This is a genomic window from Pseudoalteromonas sp. SG43-5 (genome assembly GCF_014164345.1).
Lineage (GTDB): Bacteria > Pseudomonadota > Gammaproteobacteria > Enterobacterales > Alteromonadaceae > Pseudoalteromonas > Pseudoalteromonas distincta.
Genome location: NZ_JACJFA010000001.1, coordinates 395,779 through 419,748, shown reverse-complemented (window position 1 = coordinate 419,748; position 23,970 = coordinate 395,779). Strand labels below are relative to the sequence as shown.

General features: G+C 39.3%; 24 protein-coding genes and 1 tRNA gene. 18 read left to right on the top strand and 7 right to left on the bottom strand.

Annotated features, from left to right (window positions below):
• Window positions 1-147 precede the first annotated feature (147 nt).
• The 7 genes from queA to H5161_RS01885 all read left to right on the top strand — a co-directional run bounded on the left by queA (window position 148) and on the right by H5161_RS01885 (window position 8,433).
• Window positions 148-1,179 carry a tRNA preQ1(34) S-adenosylmethionine ribosyltransferase-isomerase QueA gene (queA, locus tag H5161_RS01915; RefSeq protein WP_024605593.1) on the top strand — a complete coding sequence of 344 codons (1,032 nt, stop codon included), beginning with the start codon at window positions 148-150 and terminating at the stop codon, window positions 1,177-1,179.
• Between the two features lie 183 nt (window positions 1,180-1,362).
• Window positions 1,363-2,490, top strand: coding sequence for a tRNA guanosine(34) transglycosylase Tgt (gene tgt / locus H5161_RS01910; protein WP_002957831.1), 1,128 nt, complete (start codon window positions 1,363-1,365; stop codon window positions 2,488-2,490).
• Between the two features lie 25 nt (window positions 2,491-2,515).
• Complete coding sequence (yajC, locus tag H5161_RS01905) at window positions 2,516-2,851, top strand: preprotein translocase subunit YajC (RefSeq protein WP_002957830.1); 336 nt, start codon at window positions 2,516-2,518, stop codon at window positions 2,849-2,851.
• A 19-nt stretch (window positions 2,852-2,870) separates the two neighbouring features.
• Entirely contained in the window at window positions 2,871-4,730 is a 1,860-nt protein-coding gene (gene secD / locus H5161_RS01900; RefSeq protein ID WP_007586473.1) for a protein translocase subunit SecD, read from the top strand.
• Window positions 4,731-4,739: 9 nt separating this feature from the next.
• Window positions 4,740-5,687, top strand: a complete 948-nt coding sequence (secF, locus tag H5161_RS01895; RefSeq protein ID WP_182682574.1) for a protein translocase subunit SecF — start codon at window positions 4,740-4,742, stop codon at window positions 5,685-5,687.
• Between the two features lie 129 nt (window positions 5,688-5,816).
• Window positions 5,817-7,604: a GGDEF domain-containing protein gene (locus H5161_RS01890; protein ID WP_182715871.1), complete on the top strand. Its 1,788-nt coding sequence runs from the start codon at window positions 5,817-5,819 to the stop codon at window positions 7,602-7,604.
• A gap of 19 nt (window positions 7,605-7,623) precedes the next feature.
• Window positions 7,624-8,433, top strand: a complete 810-nt coding sequence (locus H5161_RS01885) for an ABC transporter substrate-binding protein (protein WP_182695500.1) — start codon at window positions 7,624-7,626, stop codon at window positions 8,431-8,433.
• 53 nt (window positions 8,434-8,486) lie between these two features.
• Here H5161_RS01885 and suhB read toward each other — a convergent pair whose 3' ends face one another.
• Complete coding sequence (suhB, locus tag H5161_RS01880; RefSeq protein ID WP_002957826.1) at window positions 8,487-9,290, bottom strand: inositol-1-monophosphatase; 804 nt, start codon at window positions 9,288-9,290, stop codon at window positions 8,487-8,489.
• Between the two features lie 243 nt (window positions 9,291-9,533).
• On the opposite strand from suhB, the gene H5161_RS01875 reads away from it, so the two are divergent.
• Complete coding sequence (locus H5161_RS01875; RefSeq protein WP_182682573.1) at window positions 9,534-9,950, top strand: VOC family protein; 417 nt, start codon at window positions 9,534-9,536, stop codon at window positions 9,948-9,950.
• A 38-nt stretch (window positions 9,951-9,988) separates the two neighbouring features.
• On the opposite strand, the gene H5161_RS01870 is transcribed toward H5161_RS01875, so the two are convergent.
• On the bottom strand, window positions 9,989-10,657 hold the full coding sequence (locus H5161_RS01870; protein WP_182768566.1) for a LiaF domain-containing protein: 669 nt from the start codon (window positions 10,655-10,657) through the stop codon (window positions 9,989-9,991).
• Between the two features lie 328 nt (window positions 10,658-10,985).
• On the opposite strand from H5161_RS01870, the gene H5161_RS01865 reads away from it, so the two are divergent.
• The 4 genes from H5161_RS01865 (at window position 10,986) to H5161_RS01850 (ending at window position 12,980) form a co-directional block, all read left to right on the top strand.
• Window positions 10,986-11,552 (top strand): BON domain-containing protein, encoded by a 567-nt coding sequence (locus H5161_RS01865; protein WP_182693927.1) that lies wholly within the window; start codon window positions 10,986-10,988, stop codon window positions 11,550-11,552.
• A 72-nt stretch (window positions 11,553-11,624) separates the two neighbouring features.
• Window positions 11,625-11,783 carry a YqaE/Pmp3 family membrane protein gene (locus H5161_RS01860; RefSeq protein ID WP_002957822.1) on the top strand — a complete coding sequence of 53 codons (159 nt, stop codon included), beginning with the start codon at window positions 11,625-11,627 and terminating at the stop codon, window positions 11,781-11,783.
• Window positions 11,784-12,152: 369 nt separating this feature from the next.
• Entirely contained in the window at window positions 12,153-12,650 is a 498-nt protein-coding gene (locus H5161_RS01855; RefSeq protein ID WP_259398664.1) for a hypothetical protein, read from the top strand.
• Window positions 12,651-12,903: 253 nt separating this feature from the next.
• A tRNA-Ile gene (locus tag H5161_RS01850) sits at window positions 12,904-12,980 on the top strand.
• Between the two features lie 310 nt (window positions 12,981-13,290).
• Here the strand turns inward: H5161_RS01850 and H5161_RS01845 are convergent.
• Window positions 13,291-13,620: a 5-carboxymethyl-2-hydroxymuconate Delta-isomerase gene (locus H5161_RS01845; RefSeq protein WP_002957818.1), complete on the bottom strand. Its 330-nt coding sequence runs from the start codon at window positions 13,618-13,620 to the stop codon at window positions 13,291-13,293.
• A 207-nt stretch (window positions 13,621-13,827) separates the two neighbouring features.
• On the opposite strand from H5161_RS01845, the gene H5161_RS01840 reads away from it, so the two are divergent.
• The 6 genes from H5161_RS01840 (at window position 13,828) to H5161_RS01815 (ending at window position 18,881) form a co-directional block, all read left to right on the top strand.
• A complete protein-coding gene (locus H5161_RS01840) occupies window positions 13,828-14,313 on the top strand; it encodes a CreA family protein (RefSeq protein WP_002957817.1) in 486 nt (161 codons plus the stop codon).
• 47 nt (window positions 14,314-14,360) lie between these two features.
• Window positions 14,361-15,134 carry a hypothetical protein gene (locus H5161_RS01835; protein WP_002957816.1) on the top strand — a complete coding sequence of 258 codons (774 nt, stop codon included), beginning with the start codon at window positions 14,361-14,363 and terminating at the stop codon, window positions 15,132-15,134.
• A gap of 11 nt (window positions 15,135-15,145) precedes the next feature.
• Complete coding sequence (locus H5161_RS01830; protein ID WP_182671445.1) at window positions 15,146-15,784, top strand: LysE family transporter; 639 nt, start codon at window positions 15,146-15,148, stop codon at window positions 15,782-15,784.
• 27 nt (window positions 15,785-15,811) lie between these two features.
• Window positions 15,812-16,306 (top strand): gamma-glutamylcyclotransferase family protein, encoded by a 495-nt coding sequence (locus H5161_RS01825; protein ID WP_182736984.1) that lies wholly within the window; start codon window positions 15,812-15,814, stop codon window positions 16,304-16,306.
• 15 nt (window positions 16,307-16,321) lie between these two features.
• A complete protein-coding gene (locus H5161_RS01820; RefSeq protein WP_182768565.1) occupies window positions 16,322-17,863 on the top strand; it encodes a serine hydrolase in 1,542 nt (513 codons plus the stop codon).
• A 100-nt stretch (window positions 17,864-17,963) separates the two neighbouring features.
• Window positions 17,964-18,881, top strand: a complete 918-nt coding sequence (locus H5161_RS01815; RefSeq protein ID WP_182768564.1) for a histone deacetylase family protein — start codon at window positions 17,964-17,966, stop codon at window positions 18,879-18,881.
• 13 nt (window positions 18,882-18,894) lie between these two features.
• Here H5161_RS01815 and H5161_RS01810 read toward each other — a convergent pair whose 3' ends face one another.
• From H5161_RS01810 to purD, 4 genes are all read right to left on the bottom strand, one after another.
• Window positions 18,895-19,188: a hypothetical protein gene (locus H5161_RS01810; protein WP_002957811.1), complete on the bottom strand. Its 294-nt coding sequence runs from the start codon at window positions 19,186-19,188 to the stop codon at window positions 18,895-18,897.
• Between the two features lie 6 nt (window positions 19,189-19,194).
• Window positions 19,195-20,004 (bottom strand): DUF2797 domain-containing protein, encoded by an 810-nt coding sequence (locus tag H5161_RS01805; RefSeq protein WP_024597548.1) that lies wholly within the window; start codon window positions 20,002-20,004, stop codon window positions 19,195-19,197.
• A gap of 22 nt (window positions 20,005-20,026) precedes the next feature.
• The gene (locus H5161_RS01800) at window positions 20,027-22,567 is read right to left on the bottom strand and encodes an EAL domain-containing protein (protein ID WP_182768563.1); all 2,541 of its coding nucleotides are present in this window, start codon (window positions 22,565-22,567) and stop codon (window positions 20,027-20,029) included.
• 112 nt (window positions 22,568-22,679) lie between these two features.
• A complete protein-coding gene (gene purD / locus H5161_RS01795; RefSeq protein WP_138489712.1) occupies window positions 22,680-23,963 on the bottom strand; it encodes a phosphoribosylamine--glycine ligase in 1,284 nt (427 codons plus the stop codon).
• Window positions 23,964-23,970: the final 7 nt, after the last annotated feature.

Genomic DNA, 23,970 nt, shown 5'->3' with positions numbered 1-23,970 from the left:
GAATAAGAATAGTGACATTTAACCATAAGAACAAGAGAATTTAATGGCAAACACGCAAACAGACATTATAAGTTTGGCTGATTTCTTGAGCTTAATATCCGATACATATACACTTGGCGCGATTTTAAATGATGTGGATTACTAATTATGCGCGTGGCTGACTTTAGCTTTGACTTACCTGATGAATTAATAGCTCGTTTTCCTAAAGCGGACAGAACCAGCAGCCGTCTACTCACTTTAGATGGCCCAAGCGGAACTTTAGAACATAAAGTGTTTAGCGATATACTTGATTTAGTAAACGAAGGCGATTTATTGGTCTTTAACAATACACGCGTTATTCCAGCACGTATGTTTGGTCAAAAAGCTTCAGGCGGAAAAGTTGAAGTACTTGTAGAGCGGGTATTAGATGAGCATCGCGTACTTGCGCATGTACGGGCAAGTAAGTCGCTTAAGGTCGGTAACGAAGTTATTTTAGAAGGCAAAGCCAAGGCAATAATGGTTGCACGCCACGATACTTTATTTGAGCTTGAGTTCGATCATAGCCAAAACGTGTTAGATATACTTAATGATATTGGCCATATGCCACTGCCTCCTTATATTGACCGACCTGATACCGATGCTGACCGTGAGCGTTATCAAACTGTTTATGGAGAAAAACCAGGTGCAGTTGCAGCACCAACTGCAGGTCTACATTTTGACGATAAGTTAATGACAGCACTCAAAGATAAAGGCGTAAACATGGCTTTTGTTACGCTACACGTTGGCGCTGGTACTTTTCAGCCGGTACGAGTTGATAGTGTTGATGAGCATGTGATGCACTCAGAGTACATAGAAGTACCTGATGACGTAGTTGCAGCTGTTGCGCAAACTAAAGCAAATGGTGGGCGTGTAATTGCGATAGGCACAACTTCAGTTCGCTCATTAGAGTCGGCTGCTAAAGTTCACGGCGGCAAGTTAGATACGTATTTTGGTGATACCGATATATTTATTTTTCCGGGTTATCAATTTAATGTTGTTGATGCCATGGTCACAAATTTTCACCTACCTGAGTCAACACTCATTATGTTAGTCAGCGCATTTAGCGGACAAGACAATATTATGGGCGCTTACAATACTGCAATAGAGCAGCAGTACCGCTTTTTTAGTTATGGCGACGCGATGTTTTTAACACGTAAGTAACAAAATATTGTTTAATACTCAGTCGAATATATTAAAACCCCCAGCTTAGTTGCTGGGGTTTTTGTTTGCGGCAATTGGCAAAACTGAATTTATCGCAGCTAATAGTATTAGTGAGGCAAAAAGGGTAGAATCGAGCGGTTAAATTATAGCTTGTTGGACTGTTTTTCCGACATTGAGGATGATATGAAATTTGAATTAGATTGTACTGACGGAAAAGCGCGCCGCGGCCGCTTAATTTTTGACCGTGGTGTAATAGAAACACCTGCTTTTATGCCTGTTGGTACTTACGGTACTGTAAAAGGTATGACGCCAGATGAAGTTAAAGCCACTGGTGCGCAAATATGTTTAGGTAATACCTTTCATTTAATGCTTCGCCCAGGTACTGAGATCATTAAACAACATGGTGATTTACACGACTTTATGAATTGGGACTTCCCAATTTTAACTGACTCAGGCGGTTTTCAAGTATTTAGCTTAGGCGCAATGCGTAAAATTACTGAAGAAGGCGTTTTATTTCAATCTCCAGTAAATGGTGATGAAATTATGATGTCGCCTGAAAAGTCGATGGAAGTACAGCGTGACTTAGGTTCAGACATCGTTATGATTTTTGACGAGTGTACGCCATACCCAGCGACTGAAAAAGAAGCTAAAGATTCTATGGAGTTATCTCTTCGTTGGGCTAAGCGCTCAAAAGAAGGGCATGGCGATAATCCATCTGCTTTATTTGGTATTATCCAAGGTGGTATGTACCCAGAATTACGTGCACAATCACAAGCTGGTCTTGAAGAAATTGGTTTTGACGGTTATGCATTAGGCGGCCTATCAGTAGGTGAGCCTAAAAACGAAATGATGAATATCCTTGATCATTGTGCGTTTAAAATGCCAGAAGACAAGCCTCGTTACCTTATGGGTGTAGGCAAGCCAGAAGACTTAGTTGAGTCGGTTCGCCGTGGTATTGATATGTTTGACTGTGTTATGCCAACACGTAATGCGCGTAACGGCCATTTATTTATTACCACGGGTGTAGTAAAAATACGTAACGCAGTGCATAAAACAGATACAGGGCCACTTGACCCTGAGTGTGATTGCCATACGTGTAAAAACTATTCACGAGCTTATTTGCATCACCTTGATAAATGTAACGAAATTTTAGGTGCGCGACTAAACACAATTCATAACTTACGTTACTATCAACGTGTTATGGAAGGTTTACGTAATGCAATTAGCGAAGGTAAATTAGAAGAATTTGTACAAGATTTTTATGCTCGCCGAGGCCAAGATGTGCCAGAGTTAGCAGATATAAAAAATTAAACTTTAAAATTAAAGAGGAAGTATCATGAGTTTATTTATTTCAAATGCACACGCAGCAGCTGGTCAACCTGCGGCAGGCGGTGGTTGGGAAATGCTAATAATGTTAGCTATTTTCGGTTTGGTTTTTTACTTTTTAATCTACCGCCCACAAGCTAAGCGCGTTAAAGAGCACAAAAGCTTAATGAGTATGATGGCTAAAGGTGATGAAGTACTTACCCAAGGCGGTTTAGTGGGTAAAATTGTGAAAATTTCTGAAGAGAAAGATTTCATCGTTATCTCTTTAAACGAGCAAGCAGAAGTTACAGTACAAAAATCTGCAGTATCTGCAGTATTGCCAAAAGGCACAATGAAGTCGCTATAAAAATAATAAGGACGACCCCGTGTTAAACAAGTTTCCAGTTTGGAAGTATTTACTTGTTTTAGCTGTGGTAGCCATTGGCCTTTTATATGCCTCTCCAAACTTGTATGGTCGTGATCCGGCCATACAAGTTTCAGGTGCTAAAGGCGCTGATGTCGATCTCAGTGTTGTAGACAAAGTAAACGCAATCCTTGAAAAAAATAATGTAACCGCTAAATCGACAATACTTGAAGATGGGCAAATTTTAGTTCGTTTAAAAAATGTTGAAGAACAGCTTAAAGCGCATGACTTACTACGTGATTCGCTGAGCGACGATTACATTTCTGCTATTAATATGGCACCTGCTCAACCAGCTTGGTTAAAAGCGGTTGGTGGTAACCCTATGAAGCTAGGTCTTGATTTAAGTGGTGGCGTACATTTCACCATGGAAATCGACATGGCAACAGCGGTTGATAACCAGCTTGAGCAAATGGAACAAGATTTTCGCAGTGACCTGCGCGAAGAAAAACTACGTTATCGTAGTGTTCGCCGCGTAGCAGGCTCCGATCGTATGCGTGTAGAAATGCGTACTGAAGAAGACAAAAATGCAGCAGAGAGCTTCTTAGAAACTCGCTACCCGCTAAATGTCTACATTGATGACAGCAGTAACGATAAAGCATTTTTTGCGACAATGAGTGAGCAAAAACTCAAAGAAATTCGTGACTACGCTATCAAGCAAAATGAAACGATTATTCGTAACCGTATCAACCAAATTGGTGTTGCAGAACCTAACGTACAACGCCAAGGTGCTGAGCGTATTATTGTTCAACTACCTGGTATTCAAGACACAGCACGCGCTAAAGAAATTTTAGGCGCAACAGCAACACTTGAATTTCGTGAAGTAGACGAAAACGCTGATATTAGCGCTGCTGCTCAAGGTCGTATCCCTGCGGGTACTGAAATGATCATGAGCCGCGACGGTTACCCTGTTGTACTTAAAAAGCGTATTATTCTAGAAGGCAGCCATATAACTGGCGCGCAATCTGGCGCTGATGAATACCAACGCCCGCAAGTGAGTATTACGCTAGATAGCAAAGGTGGGGCAAAAATGAATGCCTTTACCAAACGTGCTATTGGTAAGCGTATGGCAACGGTATTCATTGAGTACAAGCCATCAGGTAAAAAAGATGCAGATGGTAAAGCGCTTCCGCCTATTAAGGTTGAAGAAGTTATTAACGTAGCAACAATTCAAGCACGTCTTGATCGCTCGTTCCGTATTACAGGTATCGATAACCCAGCTGAAGCACATAACTTAAGTTTGCTACTTCGTGCAGGTGCGCTTGTAGCGCCAATTCAAATTGTTGAAGAGCGCACTGTAGGTCCAAGTTTAGGTCAAGAAAATATTGAAGCGGGTATGACTGCGGTTGCACTTGGTTTTGCGTTTGTACTTGTGTTTATGCTTGTGTACTACAAAGGCTTTGGTATGGTTGCAAACCTTGCGCTTGCGGCTAACTTAGTACTAATTGTAGGTGTTATGTCTTTAATTCCGGGCGCTACACTTACGCTACCAGGTATTGCCGGTATTGTATTAACGGTAGGTATGGCGGTTGATGCTAACGTACTTATTTTTGAACGTATTCGTGAAGAGCTGGCCGATGGCCGTAGCCCTCAACAAGCGATTCATTTTGGTTACGATAGCGCATTTAGCACTATATTTGATGCCAACATCACGACACTAATTGCTGCCATTATACTGTTTGCAGTGGGCACTGGTCCGATTGCGGGCTTTGCAGTGACACTTGCGATTGGTATTTTAACTTCAATGTTTACAGCCATCGTTGGTACCCGTGCGGTAATCAACTTATTTGTTGGTGGTAAACGCATTGATAAACTTTCGATTTAAGGAGCAGACATGCAAATTTTAAGTTTGGGTAGTAGAACCCTTCGTTTCATGTCTCTTCGAAAAGTGGCTATGGGTTTCTCGACGCTACTAATTTTAGCGTCGTTTGCATCAATTTTTATCAAAGGCCTAAACTTTGGTTTAGATTTTACCGGCGGTACTGCGGTAGAAGTGGGTTTTTCACAACCGGCTGACCTTAAAAAAGTACGTGATGCACTAGCTGATAATGGTTTTGCTGATGCATCAGTGCAGCTATTTGGTTCAAGCCAAGAAATTTTAGTTCGCTTAGCACCACGCGGTAGCGATGTAAAAGCTGAAGTAATTGGTAACCAAGTAATCGATGCACTTAAAAAAGCAGACGACAGCGTAGTAATGCGCCGTATTGAATTTGTAGGCCCAAGTGTAGGTGAAGACTTAAAAGAGCAGGGTGGCCTTGCCATGTTAACTGCGCTTATTTGTATCTTAATCTACGTTGCGTTTCGTTTTGAATGGCGCTTTGCAGTAGGTGCGGTAGGTGCACTACTACACGATGTTATCATTACTGTGGGTTTATTTTCGGTATTAGGTTTAGAGTTTGATTTAACTATATTAGCGGCAATTCTTGCGGTAATTGGTTATTCACTTAACGATACGATTGTTGTATCAGACCGTATACGTGAAAACTTCCGTAAGGTACGCATTGACGATACGATAGAAATTATTGATATTTCACTTACGCAAACACTTAACCGTACACTTGTAACATCAATCACGACTATTTTAGTATTGATTGCCTTGTTTACATGGGGCGGACAAACCATTCATGGTTTTGCAACTGCATTACTGTTTGGTGTGTTTATTGGTACTTATTCTTCGATTTATGTTGCAAGCTCTGTTGCTATAGCAATGGGCGTAAGCAAAGAAGATTTAATACCAGAAGTAATAGAAAAAGAAGGCGCAGACCAAGACGCTATGCCGTAACTAGGTTTGTACTTAATAAAAACCGCTCTTATGAGCGGTTTTTTTATGAGCGCATTTTTTTGCGCAATAAAAATGTCATACACACTTGGTACTTTATTGCTCCAATCAAAATAGTTGTAAGGCAAATACGTGACGATTCAGCGCAAAGTATTAGAGTACATTTTAAAAAGCGGTGAAATAACAACGCTGTTTCAGCCTATTTTTGATATTAGTAATCAAGTTATTTTAGGTTACGAAGCACTTAGTCGAGGACCTAAAAATAGCCCGTTAGAAATGCCTAATACGTTATTTAAAGTTGCCCATGAGGAATGTTTAATTTCGGAGCTTGAATTACTATGTCGCTCTAAAGCGATTGAAAACTTTGTAAGGCTTAACCTACAAGGTAAATTATTTTTAAATGTAAGCCCTAAAACACTACTAGACCCTTGCCACCCTAAAGGGGAAACATTGCACCTAATAGAGCAATTTGGCTTAGCTGCTAACCGTGTAGTTATAGAGGTTACTGAGCAAGAAAAAGTAGATGATGGCTTCTTGTTATTAAAAACGATAGCCCATTATCGAGAGCTCGGTTTTACTATAGCAATAGATGATTTAGGCGCTGGGTATTCAGGGTTAAAGCAATGGTCTGAACTATGCCCTGATTTTGTAAAAATTGACCGCTATTTTATTGATCATTGTGATGAAAGCGAAGTTAAAAAAGAGTTTTTGAAATCTATTACTATTTTGGCCAGAGCTACTAATACTCAGGTTATTGCCGAAGGCATCGAACGTCCAGAAGAGCTTACATTTGTAGAAAACTTAGGCATTAGTAATGTACAAGGGTTTTTACTCGAAAAGCCAAGCATAAAGCCAAGTGAAGATTTCAGCTCAGAGCAACTAAAAGCTCTTTCATTTACGCAATCAAACACATTGTTTGATCAATCTATGGCCATAGGTCGCTTATCGGTTACGCAACCTGCAATAAGCAGCGACACTCGCTGTAAAGATGCGCATAAGCTCTTTGAGCAAGATAAATCACTCATAAGCATTGCAGTGTTAAATACTGAAAACCAGCCAGTAGGGTTACTTCACAGAGATCAATTAACAGAAGTTTTTGCAGCGCCCTATGGGCATGCTCTTTACGATAAACGCCCCGTTACTGCACTGATGGATAAGCAGCCCTTAGTCGTTGACGAAAACCAATTACTCGATACCGTAAGTAAACAAATAACTGAGCAAGACTTTGATATACGCCGCCATATAGTGATAACCAGAGAAAACGCTTATTTAGGTTTAGCGCCGCTTCGCGATATTTTAAAACACATAACCGAAGAAAAAATACGCCATGCACAACACGCTAATCCACTGACTATGCTCCCTGGTAATGTGGCAATTAATGAAGCTATAGAGCAGCGATTAAAAGGTAGTAATCCGTTTTCACTCGCGTATATAGACTTAAATCATTTTAAGCAATTTAATGACTTATACGGCTACGCTAGCGGCGACAGTGTAATTAAACTATTAGCTGATGTAACAGTGCAAGCGTGTAAAAATAGTGCTAACTTTGTAGGACATATAGGTGGCGATGACTTTATGGTGGTGTTTGATCAGCACAACGCGGTTGATATATGTAATACCATTATTGAGCAATTTCAACTCCAGTCTCGTATATTTTTTACACCTGAGCACATAAAGAGCGAAGGGTATTGGGCCACAAATCGTGAAGGAGAAAAGCAATTTGTGCCGCTACTAACGTTATCGATTGGCTTAGTTGAGCCTGATTTACAACAATGTAAAAACAGTCACCAAGTTGCAGCACTCGCAACTGATGCTAAAAAAGAAGCCAAACGTTATCGCCATAGTTATTTGTTTATTTGCAAACGTAAAGGGCCTGCGCCCGCAGTGGTGCGCCTAGCAAGCAATAAGCAGGTAATTTAAATAAAAATAGGTAATTATTATGTTGCCAATAAAAATCTCGACCAGTGTACTTGGTCTGCTTGCAAGTTTTGCACTTATGGCGCAAGAGCAAATAATTAATGTAGCCCAAAAGCAAGATACTCAAAACGCACGAGAAGAGTACTTAAGTGAGCTACTGGTACGTGCACTTGAGAGTGTTAACTATCCTGGGGTTATTAGGATGACTCCCATATCAGATCAGCAAAAACGTAAGCTCATAAACCTAAATGATAACGAACTAGATATGTATTGGAGTATGAGTAGTCCAGAGCGAGAGGCACTTGCTTTAGCTATTAAAATACCACTATTTAAAGGTTATATAGGAAAGCGGGCTTTACTCACTAATAAACAAAACGTAGCACGCTTTAAAGACGTAAAAACCCTAGAGCAGCTAGGAGAGTTTTCAGCAGTGCAGGGTCACAACTGGCCAGATACAAGAATAATGTCCTATAACGGCTTACGTGTAAGGCCGCTTACCAATTACCAAGCCATGTTCACTTTAACGAGCCGTGGGCGAATAGATTACTTTCCTCGCTCGTTTATTGAGGTTAATTCTGAGCTTATTGAAAACAAACAAAGTAACTTAGTCGTTGTGCCTGATTTATATATAAGCTACCCAACGGGTATTTATTATTTTGTGACTAAGAGTAAACCCGAATTGGCAAAGGCAGTAGAGGAGGGCTTAATATTAATGCAGACAAACGGCGAGTTTGATGCATTATTTAATGAATACTTCGCAAAGGATTTAAATACACTACCTTATACAAAAGGTAAAACAATAGAGATTAAGCTCGATAACCCTTATTTTTAGGCACAAAAAAAGGAGCCTAGGCTCCTTTTTAGTATGCTATTAATAGCATTTAATTAGCGAAGTAACGACTCAGTTAATACTGGACGAATTTCGCGGATAATTGCTTGAGTCAGTTTTGGTGAACCACAGATAATATTGCCGCTGTGGTTATAGTTATTACCACCGGCGAAATCTACAACCATACCGCCCGCTTCTTTAACCATTAGTTCGCCCGCAGCAGAGTTCCAAGGTTTTAAACCAATTTCAAAAAATCCATCAACACGGCCAGCTGCAACGTATGCCATATCTAAAGCAGAACAACCTGCACGGCGAATATCAGCAGTGTGTACAAACAATGCTTTAAACGCTTCAGTGTATGCATCCATGTGGTTTTTGTTTTTGAAAGGGAAACCAGTAGCAAGTACAGTGCCTGCAAGAACCGTAGTTTTGCTAACGCGTAGACGTTTACTGTTTAACTGAGTGCCTTGACCGCGAGATGCAGTGAAAAGCTCACCACGAATTGGATCATAAATAACAGCTTGGTCTAAACGACCTTTAACTTTAAGTGCGATAGAAACCGCGTAATGAGGGATACCTTTGATGAAGTTAGTTGTTCCATCGATAGGATCTACAATCCATTGGTAATCATCATCCTTGCCTTTATGCTCACCTAGTTCTTCACCAACAATTGAGTGAGTAGGGTAAGACTGTAAAATAGTGTCACGAATTACGGCTTCGGCTTCTTTATCAATGTTAGTTACTAAGTCGTTAGCGCCTTTTTGTTGCACTTCAACTTTTGATAAATCTTCACTTGCGCGAAGTAAAATTTTGCCTGCGTTGCGCGCAGCGCGAACCGCAATGTTTAACATTGGATGCATGGTATTACCTTTGGGTTGTAAAAGAACGTTTATATATTTCAGCCGGCGTATTTTAGCGACTTTTGCCATAAAGTAAACAATAAACCCCAAATACTTGTGTTTGTTTTTTATACAAGATTGAAAAGTTTATATATTTTTAAAAAATAATTATCTGCATTTAAATAAATTAATTTTAAATAACACTTTACCTAAAGTTAACTTGAGGTTTTATCGTGCTCCTAACTTAACTGATAGGATAACATTATGTATTTAGAGCACGTAAACTTAGTCGCGAGTGATATAGATAGTATGCTTACATTTTATCGCGCTGTATTTCCACATTGGTCGATTAGAAGTGAGGGCAGAGGCGATTGGCATGGAAAACCAAGACGCTGGGTACACTTTGGAGATGACACGCATTACATTGCGATAAGCAGTCATGGTGAAGGTGAAAACAGAAACTTATCGGGCCATCAAATTGGTTTTGCACACTTTGCTTATGTAACTAATAATTTAAGCGCAGTAGTAATGCGCTTAAATAAAGTGGGTTTTACTCTAAGCAAGCAAGGTAACGAGAATCCTTTCAGAAAGAATGTCTACTTTATTGATCCTGCAGGGTTTGAAGTTGAGTTTGTAGAGTATTTAAGTGATATACCAAGCGAGCGAAATAACGATTTATAATAAAATACTAAGCAGCACGCTAAAGTGCTGCTACTCAATTATAGTGAGCGATTATTATTACCCGTGCCAAACTGGGTTTTTAGCTCATTTGCAAAGCTCATAAATTTTTCTTTAATTGTGCGCTTTATTTTTACCTCAACCGAGCCCATTACTGCCTTTCCTTCAATATGAATTGTAGGGCCTTGGCGTTTGTTAAGCGACACAGATTTATTTTCAAGGCTACTTAAAATACAAAACATTTTAGACACTACATTGACATGCTCTGGTACGTAAATTTCATCGCTACCAAAAATACAGTTAACGTGAATAGTTACATTTTGATGCGCAAAAATAGCATCGGTAAAATCAAGCACCACCGATCCCATAAAGTTACTCAAATATATATTTTTTGGCACAACCCACTGACCACTTCGCTCGTTAGATCCTAAAATACTGCGTAATGTAATATCATCATCACTGTTTTGCTGTGCACTATAATGTGGTGTAAATTGCGATTGTTTTTCTGCTTTATATTGCTGATCGGTATTAAGTGTTAAGTCTTCTACTAAGGCTAGCAGAGCTTCGTTATTAGGTGCATCCATCGCATTATCTAAACGTCTTTCGAATGCATCAACAGAAATAACACCATGACTGTAATTATAAATTAATTGATCAATCACTTGTTCGCGTACTTGCTCTATTGGGCGGTCTTCAACTTTTACAGACATGAGTTATTCCTTATTATATTTACTATTGATACTGCTCTTGTAGTTAGGCTGCAAACCGCGTACCAAATATAATTTCATTAATTATCAATTGGTTATTTTTTAACGGTGTTTTTTGTTTTGTTATATTAACGATAGATTAACCAAAAGAGCAATTATCTAGCTATTTTCACTATTTGAGAAAGTTTTACCGAGTAGCCTGTAAATAGTTACACAAACATAGATAAGGTTTTATCTTTTAATTAATTCAAGCCTTTGAATTTTAAGTATAAATAAAGTTGGCCTGAAGCTCGCATTAGTTAAAGTGTCTTTAATCAAAAGGAGAAAGATTATGAAAACATTTAACAAATCTATTATCGCAGCTCTAGTTCTTGGTACTACGGCTATGGGTGCCCAAGCAAACAGCTGGGAAAACGAAAGTAAAGATGCTTGGATTGATGGTAAGGCAGAAACCGTTCTACTTATGAACACTAATCTAAACAACTTTGACATTAACACTGATGTAAAAAATGGCAAGGTAGTACTTACAGGTAAAGTTAATAGCGAACTCGATAAAGAGCTAGCAGAAGAACTTGTACTTAGCCTAGATGGTGTAACTGATGTTGATAACAGCCTTACTGTTGTTAAAAGCATGGACACCGAAGATAAAAACAACGACATGATGGACGATGATGATAACGACCTAACGGACGCTAAAATCACCACTGTAATCACAACTCGCTTCCTGTTTGACTCAGAAGTAGGTGGTACAGACATTGATGTTGATACCGACAACGGTGTGGTAACTCTGAATGGCTCTGTAGAGTCTGAAGCTGAAAAGCAACTAGCAGTTAAAATTGCTAAAAATGCTGAAGATGTTCGCGACGTAGTTGATAAACTAGCTATTGTTGCTGAATAATACAGTATAGTTAAAGCCCAGTAATACTGGGCTTTAAGTCTTTTCAATGTTTAATTTAAATGGAGTTTGATCATGGATATTATTCGTATAATACTTTCGGTTTTATTACCGCCATTAGGTGTGTTTTTGCAAGTTGGCTTAGGTATGCATTTTTGGTTAAATATTCTATTAACACTGCTAGGTTATTTCCCAGGGTTAATACATGCAATCTACATTATTGCGAAAAAATAATGACAGATTATATATTGTGTAAGCCGACTACTGAGGTTTAGCTAAATACTTTAGTACCGATCGGCTCACAATATTAGTTTTTAGAGAGTTTTTAGATTAAATCCATTTTTTAAAACACTTCAACCCATTAATTCACTTCCTTAACTCACTCCCAATATTATTTTAAAACTATACTTATTGTTTACTAATAAGCTTTCCAGTTAACAGTCGCGCTCAGATTCTGATTTGATGCCATTTAGGAAATCTTCAACATTAGTGTGTTTATACATCTATAATATACAATCAAATACCTTATTATTTAGTGACAATATTACCTTCACTTCTAGTGTTATCATTAAACTAGGTTTTTAGGCATGTTGAGGTAGTTAATTGAATATTCGACTTATAATGTCAGGCGTTGTGTCATTCATTTTTTATTTTAGTTGGGCCTTCTGGGCAAATAGTGCGGCAGACATTGCTAAATCGGTCACTTTTCAAGCTGCATTAGTGCAAGGGTTGTATAGTGGATTTGTAACGCTGTTTTTTACCTTTATTTTAGAAAAGGTCGTCAACAAGTATAAGTTTAGTTATGTAACGCTTGCGTTAGTAACTCCAATTATTTGTATGTTTCATTCTAAAACACCACAAAACGTCGCAATACGACAAAGTTTTAATAATGCAATTAACTCTAGCGCCTCGTATTTAAGTAATAAAAAAATAGCAGGCGTACTTTTTGCGCCTATTATTCCGATTACTGTTCAATCGAGCTTAGTGATTATGGTGAATGTAGTTAATCAGACACCTAATCTGGCACTGACAGTAGCCCCAAGCGTATTTTTTACAGCCTTGTATGCCTACACATATATGTTAGCTTTGCTTAAAAAGTAGAGGGTTAAATATAAAAGACTATATGGGATAGGTTTTGTTTATAATTTAATGCAGTGAATAGCACGGTAAATATCTTACATTTTATGTTTATGCCCACTTAAAAGATTACTATTTAAGCAGTTAGCTTGTTGATTGTTAAAATAAAGGTTTTTGGTAGTGACAAGCACCTAAAAAGTTTTTATACTGCAACCCGCTTTAGTCGCTCTGTGACTGAACGCTTCAAAAATTAACTGCCTAGCAGTTATATAAAGTTGGCCCCTTAGCTCAGTTGGTTAGAGCACACGACTCATAATCGTTAGGTCCCCAGTTCGAGTCTGGGAGGGGCCACCACTTTTACAAATTTCCCAAGTAAATATCTATCCAAATTATTTAAAGCTACATTAATTTAATATTGTGTAATTTTTATTCTTTAGTTACCCCTAAGAATAAACGTAATCTAAATAAAGTTAATCCATAGATTAAGCTAAGCTTTCTTAAGTTTGGAATAGTGCGAATGCACTATTAAATTCCAGCGTTAGATCAGATGCTTTGCTTTATAAGTGACAGTGATCAGCATTTAATGTCAGAAGACAAAAAAGCCCCTATTGGGGCTTTTTACTTACTAGTGTTTACTTTTATTGCTCAAAGCTACAAGAGTTAACTAATTTTTACGGTATATCTCATGCTCAATATCGTAAATATTTACGCTTAGACTGTCTGATGCTCTGCAATATGTTTTTAAACATGAAAGTAGCAGTTCGCTTAACATTTGTTTTTGCTCAATTGAGCGTCCTGCCAAAATATGTACCGCGATATGTATAAACCCTGATTTTCCTGCGCCAAGTTGATATTGCTGATAAGCAATAGCACGTGTTTTTATGGTTTCTAATTCAAACAAGTTACTTTCGAAAGCGGTTGTATGAATTTTTTCTACCAGTACTTGAGGTAAAACGGGGAGGTCTTCTGAGTGTTCAATAATAATGTGCGGCATTTAGGCGTTTCCTATTATGAGTTACTGCATGAGCGAGAGGTAATTGTATCAAATACAAGAGGGGTCGCTAAACCCTGAGCTATCTAAAATCTTTACTTTAAACTAATTTAGTCGTATTTATTTTTGATGTTAGTATAAAAACAAACAGGTGAACCTTCGCTTAGTAACTTATCTACTAAGTTACCTATATATTGATTAAGGATAAGTATGAAATTACCACAAAAATTTAAACGTTTAGCTTTACTTGCAGGTGCAATTGTTACGTTAAGTGCTTGCTCTGACGATGTTGCGTCGGTAAGCCTTGGGTTATTTACAACTAAAGATGTTGTGGTGAATTCGCAGCAAGATCCTATTGTTGAGGGCGTTACTTGTCATATTAGTCATATAGAGGCTAATTTAGATTTTTCAGATCCCTCTGATATGTCTATAGCGTGTCGTCAAACGGGGCCAATTACAGCGCAGCAGCTACAAAAAATAGACCGTAGCAAATCGGGCGAGGTGATATTCAAATCATCTAAAAGTATATTATTTAAATCACTAAAAGTACGTCGTATTTACGATGCTGAAAATCGTACTTTATTGTACTTATCGTACTCAACTAAAGAGTCCAGTGGAAGCCACCACCATGCGCTATCAACAGTGCCGCTATACAATACTCAAGCGTGGGACTGGGCGCTTACACAAAAAGACTAAGTTAGCACCTACGTAAGCACCTAAACTAAAACCTAAAAGAGCACACTATGTTAGCTTTATTTAAATCAAAGCCATTATTAGAGCAGCAAGAACAGCAATGGCTTATTGATACATTTATTTGGGCTGTAGAAAACTTTGATGCTGAGTTTTTTACAAAGCACACTCAAATAATACTGCCAACGGCCACTTTTTTCCCTGATTCGGTATCGAGCATTGAAGAAATGGCGAGTAATGTTTTTAACCGCGTTACTAATTACGCGGGTATGAACGCATGGCCTATCCAACTAGTTGCACCGCAGCAATTACAACCGCAAGTTTTTCCACACTTTGAATTTAGCAATGAAATACGTGGCGAAGGCAGCCATCTAATTGTGCCGCCAAGCCATACGATTAATATTTCTTTTAATCCTAACCAGATTAATCAGCCACAAGATTTAGTGGCTAGTTATGCAGGTACTCTGGCCACCATACTTATTCATCACGTTGGGGTGCTACCGCCAGGTGGTAGGGAGTATTTACCACAAGCTGCTGATGCACTTGCTTGTTTTTTAGGGTTTGGTGTGATGATGAGTAATACGGTGTATCAGTTTAAAGGCGGGTGTGGCTCTTGCTATAACCCATACGCTAACCGTGAAGCTAAGTTAAGTGAAACGCATACGGTATTTATGCATGCCCTAATTAGTTACTTTAAAAACGATAAAGTGTCTAAAAAGCATTTAAAGCCGCATTTACGTGGCCAGTTTAAAAAAGCACAAAAAGAAATTAAAGCATTGGTAAATAACTCGGCCAACCCGCTGTTATTAGCTTATTCGCCAAACTAGCAAGGATCTGCGTGGAATACTTAGATGAATTTTTACTGATTGTTATTGCTCATTTTTTTGCAGTAGCAAGCCCTGGGCCCGACTTTGCCGTTGTGCTCAAGCAAAGTGTGCAACAAGGTAGGCGCAATGCATTGTGGACAAGCGCCGGTGTTGGCGCTGCTATTTTACTGCACGTTGCCTATTGCGTTTTAGGTGTTGCGCTTATTTTAACGCAATCGCCTAGTTTATTTATGGCGCTCAAGTACCTTGCTGGTGCATATTTAGCTTACTTAGGCGTACAAGCTCTTAGAGCTGCAAAACCGCCTGAAAGTAATGAAGGCGAGGCTGTAAAAGATGTTGAAAACAAAACCGTTCAAGAGGAACCCGTTTGGGTGGCTTTTAGGCGCGGCTTTTTCACCAATGCATTAAACCCAAAAGCCACGTTATTTTTTATGTCGTTATTTACACTCGTGATTAGCCCAACAACACCTACTAGCGTACAGGTCGGCTACGGCGTGTACATGGCATTGGCTACTTGGGCGTGGTTTTCAATGCTTTCAATGATGCTTTCTCGCGATAATGTAAGGGGCTTTTTCCAACAACGCGGTTATTGGTTTGACCGTGGAATTGGCATTATTTTAATTGCACTTGCAGTACGTGTTGTTATTTAACTTATTCAAAAAGCGCAGGAGATAAAAATGCCGCTATATAATTTTTCGTTTGGTTCTAATATGTCATCTAACCGTTTGTTAGCGCGCTTGCCCAATGTAAAGCGTGTAGGAACTGCGATACTTAAAGGCTACGAGCTTACTTTTGATATGCTATTTAAAGATGGCTCAGGTAAATGCAGTATTTGTCCAAGCGATAAAGAAGATGCATTGGTTTACGGTGTTATTTATGAGCTCAATGAAGAAGAAAAAGCTATTTTAGATGGTATTGAGGGCGTAGGTTACGATTGTGTAGATATAGCCCCAACGCTTTTAACGGGTGAGACTGTAGCCGCACATTGTTATATAGCTAATACCCATGACAGCGATGTACTGCCATATGATTGGTACATAAAACACGTTCATCGCGGTTCACTTGAAGCGGGCGTACCAAAAGAATACAGTGATGCCATATTAAATCGCGCACAAAAAAGCGACACCAATCAAGAGCGCGCAGCAATTGAATTTGCAGTTCATCAAAAATAATAAAATAGGATTGATATGAAATTAACCAAACTTGCCGCAATTGCACTATTAGCAGGCTCTACGTTTAGCAGCTGGGCACAAGTTGATACCAACAAAGTTGACGACGTAATTAAAGCGTCAATGGCACGTTTTGACGTACCCGGTATGGCAGTTGCCATTGTTGAAAACGATAAAGTAATATTTGCTAAAGGCTTTGGTGTAACTAATCTCGATACCAACAAAAAAGTAAACAAAGACACTTTATTTGGTATTGCTTCAAACACAAAAGCATTCACTACTGCGGCACTGGCAAAGTTGGTTGATGAAGGTAAATTAAGCTGGGATGACCGCGTAATTGATCATTTACCCGAGTTTAGATTGTACGATTCGTACGTAACACGCGAAATGCGTATTCGTGACTTATTAAGTCATCGCAGTGGGCTTGGGCTTGGGCAAGGAGATTTAATGATTTGGCCAAGTACCGATAAATCAGTTGATGAAATTTTAGCGGGATTACAGTATTTAAAACCAGCGAGCAGCTTTCGTAGTAGGTACGCTTATAACAACTTGATGTTTGTTACCGCTGGTGAAGTGGTTGCACGTGTGGCGGGGATGAGCTGGAACGATTACATCGAAAAAAATATATTACAGCCGCTGCATATGGATAACTCACGCGCGGGCTTTTCACGTATTCCTAAAAGTAATAAAAACTGGGCGACAGGTCATATTCCTATGGATGGCACGCTTCATCCATTTTTTGTGAACTATCTTGAGGACTTTAGAGGCGCAGGCGCCATTGCATCAAGTGTAAGCGACATGAGCCAATGGCTTCGTACGCAATTAGCAGGCGGTAAAATGCCAAGTGGCGAGCAGCTATTTAGTGAAAAGCAACAAGCGCAAATGTGGCACCCACATATTACATCTATGGCGTCTAAAAGTGCGTTTGAATCGTATCACCAGCAGTTTAGGGGTTATGGGTTAGGCTGGAGTATTGAAGACTACCACGGCTTTAAAAAGCTAGGTCACGGCGGTGGTATTTTGGGAATGGTATCGCAAGTTACTTTATTGCCTGAGAAAAACCTCGGTATTGTTATTTTATCTAATCAACAAGCTTTTGGTGCACTTTCGGCTGTAACCCATGAAGTGCTTGAAGATGCACTTGAACTTGAAGATAAAGACTGGGTAGAAGATTTAGCTAAAAGTCATTTTGAAGGCAAGCAACAAGCGTATGCTAATGCAAAACCAGAAGCCCCCGCTGACTACCAACCACAATTACCAAATATTAATTACACCGGAACATTGCACGATGACTGGTACGGCGATGTAATTATTGAGCAGTTAGATGGTAAATTACGCATTGATTTTACCCACACTAAACGCTTGAAAGGCACTCTTGAGCATTACACTGGCAATACATTTATTGTTAAGTGGGATGAAAAATTACTAGAAGCAGATGCGTTTATTCGTTTTGAAATGAGCTCACAAAACCGTGTAAACAGTGCCAAAATGCGTGCGGTATCAACACAAGTGACCGACTTTAGCTTTGACTTTAGAAACCTACATTTAAAAGCAAAATAGCTAATATTGATATTTAAAGTATTGATATAAACCAAAGTCGCAAAGCCACCCATCGGTGGCTTTGCTATATTAAGCTTTTACACCTTGTAAGGGACTTTTTATGCGTACCGCTGTTATTTCTCATCCTCATTGCCGTAAGCATAAAATGATAGACGACCACCCCGAGTGCCCAGAACGTCTAGATGCCATAACAGACCGATTACTTGCCAGCGGCGTAGATGTTGGCTTAACACACCTACAAGCACCCAAGGCCGAGCGTGAGCATTATTTACTTGCTCACGATGAAGCTTTACTTAAACACGTAGAAAATACGCTACCAACAGAAGGGTTCGCTAATTTAGATGGCGATACGTGGCTGTGCCCCGATTCGTTTAAAGCGATTGAGCGGGCAGTAGGTGCAGGATTGTTAGCGGTTGATGAAATACTTGCCGATAAACTCGATGCTGCTTTTTGCTCAGTACGCCCGCCAGGGCATCACGCTAATAAAGACTCATCATCTGGGTTTTGTGTGTTTAATAACTTAGCTATTGCTGTTAAGTACGCACAAAGCAAAGGGGTTAAGCGCATTGCTATTGCGGATTTTGATGTACACCACGGTAATGGCACGCAAGATATTTTTATTGATGACGAAAATGTACTGCTTTGTTCGTTATTTCAGTATCCGTTTTATCCAAATACAGCGGTTAAAAATAATAGCCATATAGTTAATTCACCTCTGCCAATTGCCAGTAATGGCGACGATTTAAAAGAGGTGTTTACTGGGCAATGGCTACCAAAATTAAAAGCGTTTAAACCTGAATTACTTTTTATAAGCGCAGGGTTCGATGCTCACCTAGAAGATGATATGGCAAGCTTAAAGTTTGTAGAGGATGACTATATTTGGCTTACCGAGCAACTATGTGGTGTTGCTAAAGAGGGCGGTTGTAAAGGGGTTATTTCGTATTTAGAAGGTGGCTATGCGCTATCAGCTTTAGGTCGCAGTGCTGTAGCGCATATAAAAGTGCTTACTGAGGTTTAAATAAAGAGAGTGTTTATAGCCCTAGTAAATCAAACGCCTGCGCAGTACTTAGGGTTTTGATTTTACCAAGGCAGCATTGCCCTTCATTTAATAAGTAAGCTGTAACAAGCTGTGCTAGTTGCTCGCCATTCAATTTAGGGCAAACAGTGCCTTGTAAATTAAGGTAATCACCTTGCTTGTTAAGTACTCGCACATCGCTTAGCTCACTTTGCGTAACGCTGTGCAAGCACTCTTGTTGCTCTTGTTGGTTATGGGCTATCTCAAGCTCATTATAAATAACCAATAATTGTGGGTAGCTGTTTAACATGGCCCGTTAGCCTACGGTTACTTCATAAGACGTAAATTTACGTATATTAATAACGCCTTTTTCAAAGATTAAGTACTGACCTTTAATACCTTGTAAAACACCACTTACAACAGGGTCTTTATCAAAGTTAAATGAGCTGATTTTTGTTGGGTATTCGGTTACTGGAAAGTTTAAATCAACCACATCTTCATCAAGTTGCTCTATTGCTGTTGCGCCAAATAATTCACTGAGCTCGTTTAGCTTTTCACTAATTTGTGGGATCAGCTCGGCTGCCGCTGCTTTTAAGTCAATTGCGTCGTTTTGACCTTTTAGCATATTGCGCCAATTAGTTTTGTCGGCAATAAATTCAGCCAATGCAACTTCTACTAAACCAGATTGCAGGCGAGTTTGCACTTTAAAAATAGGTAATGCCTGAGTGGCGCCTTGATCAACCCAGCGAGTCGGTATTTGTGTGTGGCGGGTAATACCTACCTTTAAACCTGAGGTGTTAGCGAGATACACATAGTGTGGGATCATGCAGTTTTCTTCGCCCCACTGCGGCTCTCGGCAAGTGCCTTGATCGTAGTGGCAGGTTTCTGGTTTCATTATGCACATATCGCAACTAGCAAGCTTGCGCATACATACAAAACAGTGACCTTGAGAATAGCTTTTTTTGGTTTTTTTACCGCAGTTAGAACATAAAATAGTGCCACTAAAGGTAAGCGTAAGCTCCTTACCTATAAATGCATTTAAGTCTACTAAGTGTTCACCTACAGGTAAGTGATATTGTACTGGTTCGGTTAAGCTCGATTTTAGTTTACGCAGTGTGCCTTGCATCTTTACTTGGCCCCTAAAGATGTTAAAAAGAGGAGTCTAACATTTTTAAGCTATATTGGCTTTTTAAGAAGTGTAAATAGTCGGTGTAAGGCAGTGCTTTTGCGTATAAATAACCTTGGGCGGAATCAGCGTTCATATCTTTGAGCAAGTGATGGATTTCTTGGGTTTCTACCCCCTCAATTGTTATTGATAAATTGAGGTTATGCGCCATATCAATGGCTGTTTGTACAATAACTTGGTGAGTTGGGTTGTTAGGCAAATCAAAAACAAATGACTTATCTATTTTAAGCTCACTAAAGTGATAATTAACTAAGTAGCTAAGTGACGCGTAGCCTGTCCCAAAGTCATCCAGTACCACTTTAATACCTAATGCGGTTAACTCATCAACTAACTTTATAAGTGCATCTTGACTATCTACGAAGGCCGATTCGGTTAGTTCAAATTTAAGTAAGTGTGCCGGCACTTGGTATTTAATTAAAATATTTTCTACTTTTTCGGCTAAATTATTTATGGTTAAGTTTTTAGCACTTAAATTTACGCTAATTGTGTGCTCGTTATAGCCATTTTTAGTAAGCTCAACTATGTCTTTACAAGCTTGCTCTATTACCCACAGTGTTAGCTCGTTAATAATACCTGTGTGTTCAGCAAGTATTATTAGCTCTTCAATTGATAAGTTGCTGTAAGTTGGGTCGGGCCAACGTAATAAAGCTTCAGCACCACTTACGTGGTTACTTAATAAGTTTATTTGAGGTTGGTAATAAAGCGCCAGTTGATTTGTTTTGATTGCTTGTTGCAGCTTAGCGGCTAGAGCAACGTCCATCATCAGATTATTACCGTTTGACGATGACCCAACTTGATTAACGCTACCTTTTGCTTTTTTAAGCGCTAAATAACCACGCTTTAACCAATATTCAAAGTCGTTAGTCTTGCCTGCACTACTAATACCTATACTGTAACTAAGCTGCAGGTTTAGCCCTTTAATTTCATATTGTTTTGGTAGACTACTAATTATTTTAGTCAGTAGTGCTTCTAGCATTTCTTGGTTTTGTGTTTTTGTAGAAATACAGGCAAATACACCACTGCTTAAATCGGCTAAGCGAGGACTGGTGTTTAAATCTGTTTCGAGGTTTGTAAATTCACGTTCATGGCTGAGTTCTAATTCAAGCTCTTTGGCTATATGCTTTATAAGTGTGTAGCCCTGAGAAGAGGTAATAATCGTATTGAGTGAATTAAAGTGACGTATTTTTATTAAACACAACGTTGTTGAGCGATTTTGGCTCTGTAGTGCCATAAATGCTTGTTTTAGCTTGGAGCTATTAAGTAATCGTGTTTGTTGTGTATGCGTGGCATGGTAAAGCGCACGTTCTCGCTGATACCTTACCCTGTCTGCTAATGCCATCGCCATTAAAATAACTTCGCACAAAATAGCGACTAAAAAGGCATGGCGGGTTGCAAAGGTATACGGTAAAACACCAGTGAGTTCCATAGGTTGAATTGCCGCACCAAAAATTAGCGGTATCCATGATAAAACATAAAACTTAGCCCACCTAAAACCACTGCGTAACTTGTTATATATTAAAATAATACAAGTAATATAAAGCAGTACCATTACACCAAAAAATATAGGAGCCGCTATATTTTCAGGAATAAACAAGCTACATACAGCAAGAGTAAACATAAGCCAAAGTAGAGCTATACTCATTTTGTAACGCCAACATTTATCTTTATGATAGCGCAAAAACATGGTGCAAAAAGCAAGGGTGAAAAAGGCGACCCCATAATTACTAAACACAATTTGTTCGTGAATAAAGAGCTGCCATTGCTTAGGCCATAAATAAAAACCAAAGCCCAGTACTGCACCCATTAGTGTAATAGCGCTGACGATGTAGCCAATATAAATTAAATAAACACGGTCTTTTATACCAAAATAAAGCACCAAGTTGTAAAGCGCAGCCATCAATAGCACGCCTACAAAAATACCCCATATCCCAGTTTGAGAGCGCACTAAGTCAATAAACTCTTTATCACGATACAAGTTTACAGGTGTTTTACTTATGCCTATTGTGTCTATTTTTATTACTAGGCGTTGTGATGATTTTCTTTCTACTAAAAAGCGAATATGCGGTACGCTGTATTCAAACAAAGAGAGGGCTTCTTCTTTATCGCCGAGCTTGTATGTTTCAATTAGTTTGTTATTTTTATCGAGGCGATAAACCGTAAGGTGATCGACCATAGGGTTGTCAAAATGTGCTACAACATTTTGCTTGTTAATACTTTTATTTTCTAAATCAAGAAACAACCAATAATTTTGTTGGCTAAAGCTCCATGGAACATCTGAAAATGGTTGATGAGTAAGTAATTCAGGTTGGTTAATGATGGTATCGAATTTTTTAGTTTTGGTTTCGTCAATATAGTAGGCGTAATCGAGGTACATTGGAGCCGTTTTATCAATTGTATATCGTGTAGGCACGACTAAGTTTGATGCCAATGTACTGATTATAAAAAATATAAAAATCAGTATGGCAACAGCAATTGCATGGTAACGTAAAGTTCTTAGTTCCAACGTTAATTTACTTTTAAAAAACCTTTTAATTAGTGTAGCACTAAAAAAGCGCAGGGAAACTGCGCTTTTTTAGTTAAATTAATTGGTTATACCAATGAATAGGTATTATAGGCTATTGCTCGCGTGCAATAGCACGGTAAGCTATATCTGTACGATATTCCATACCATCCCAGCTAATTTGTTTAACAAGCTCATAGGCGCGTTGCTGCGCTTGCGTAACAGTGTTACCAAGTGCTGTTGCGCATAATACGCGACCGCCTGCGGTTACAACGTCATTGCCACTTTGTTTAGTACCCGCATGAAACACTTTTTCACCTGCAGGGTAATCCACTTTTAGCCCCGAAATAGCGTCACCTTTAGGGTAATCACCAGGGTAGCCTTTAGCGGCAAGTACAACACCAACGGCTGCGCGTGGGTCAAACTCAATTGTTGTTTTATCAAGTTCTACACGGTTAGCAGCTTCAATCAATTCAACCAAATCTGATTGCAAACGTAGCATCATTGGTTGAGTTTCAGGGTCGCCAAAGCGACAGTTATACTCAATTACTTTAGGGGTACCTGTTTCGTCAATCATTAAACCTGCATATAAAAAGCCGGTGTACGGATGGCCTTCGCTTGCCATGCCTTCTACCGTAGGGTAGATCACTTCGTTCATAATACGCTGGTGGATTTCATCAGTAACAACTGGCGCAGGTGAGTATGCACCCATGCCACCCGTGTTAGGACCCGCATCGCCATTGTAAGCGCGTTTATGATCTTGGCTGGTTGCAAATGGTAATACGTTTTTACCATCAACCATTACGATGAAAGACGCTTCTTCACCGTCTAAAAACTCTTCAATAACAACACGACTTCCCGCATCGCCAAAAGCATTACCCGCAAGCATATCGCGAATAGCTTCTTCGGCATCGGCCTCCGTCATGGCTACAATTACGCCTTTACCCGCAGCCAAACCATCTGCTTTTACAACAATTGGCGCGCCTTTCTCTTTTAAATAAGCAAGGGCAGGCTCAATTTGTTCAAACGTTTGGTAGTCGCCCGTTGGGATTTTATGACGTGCTAAAAAGTCTTTAGTAAACGATTTCGAACCTTCAAGCTGAGCTGCGCCCGCCGTTGGTCCAAAAATAGCCATGTTATGTTCACGAAACTTATCAACAACACCCAGTACTAACGGTATTTCTGGACCTACAATAGTAAGCTCTACCTTATTTTGCTGTGCAAAACTAAGTAAACCATCTAAGTCGTCAACGTTTATTGCTACGTTTTCAAGTTTTGGTTCAAGTGCAGTACCTGCATTACCAGGGGCTACAAATACAGTATTTACTTTGGTGTTTTGAGCGGCTTTAAACGCAAGTGCGTGTTCGCGGCCGCCGCTGCCAATGACTAAAACATTCATGGCGAAA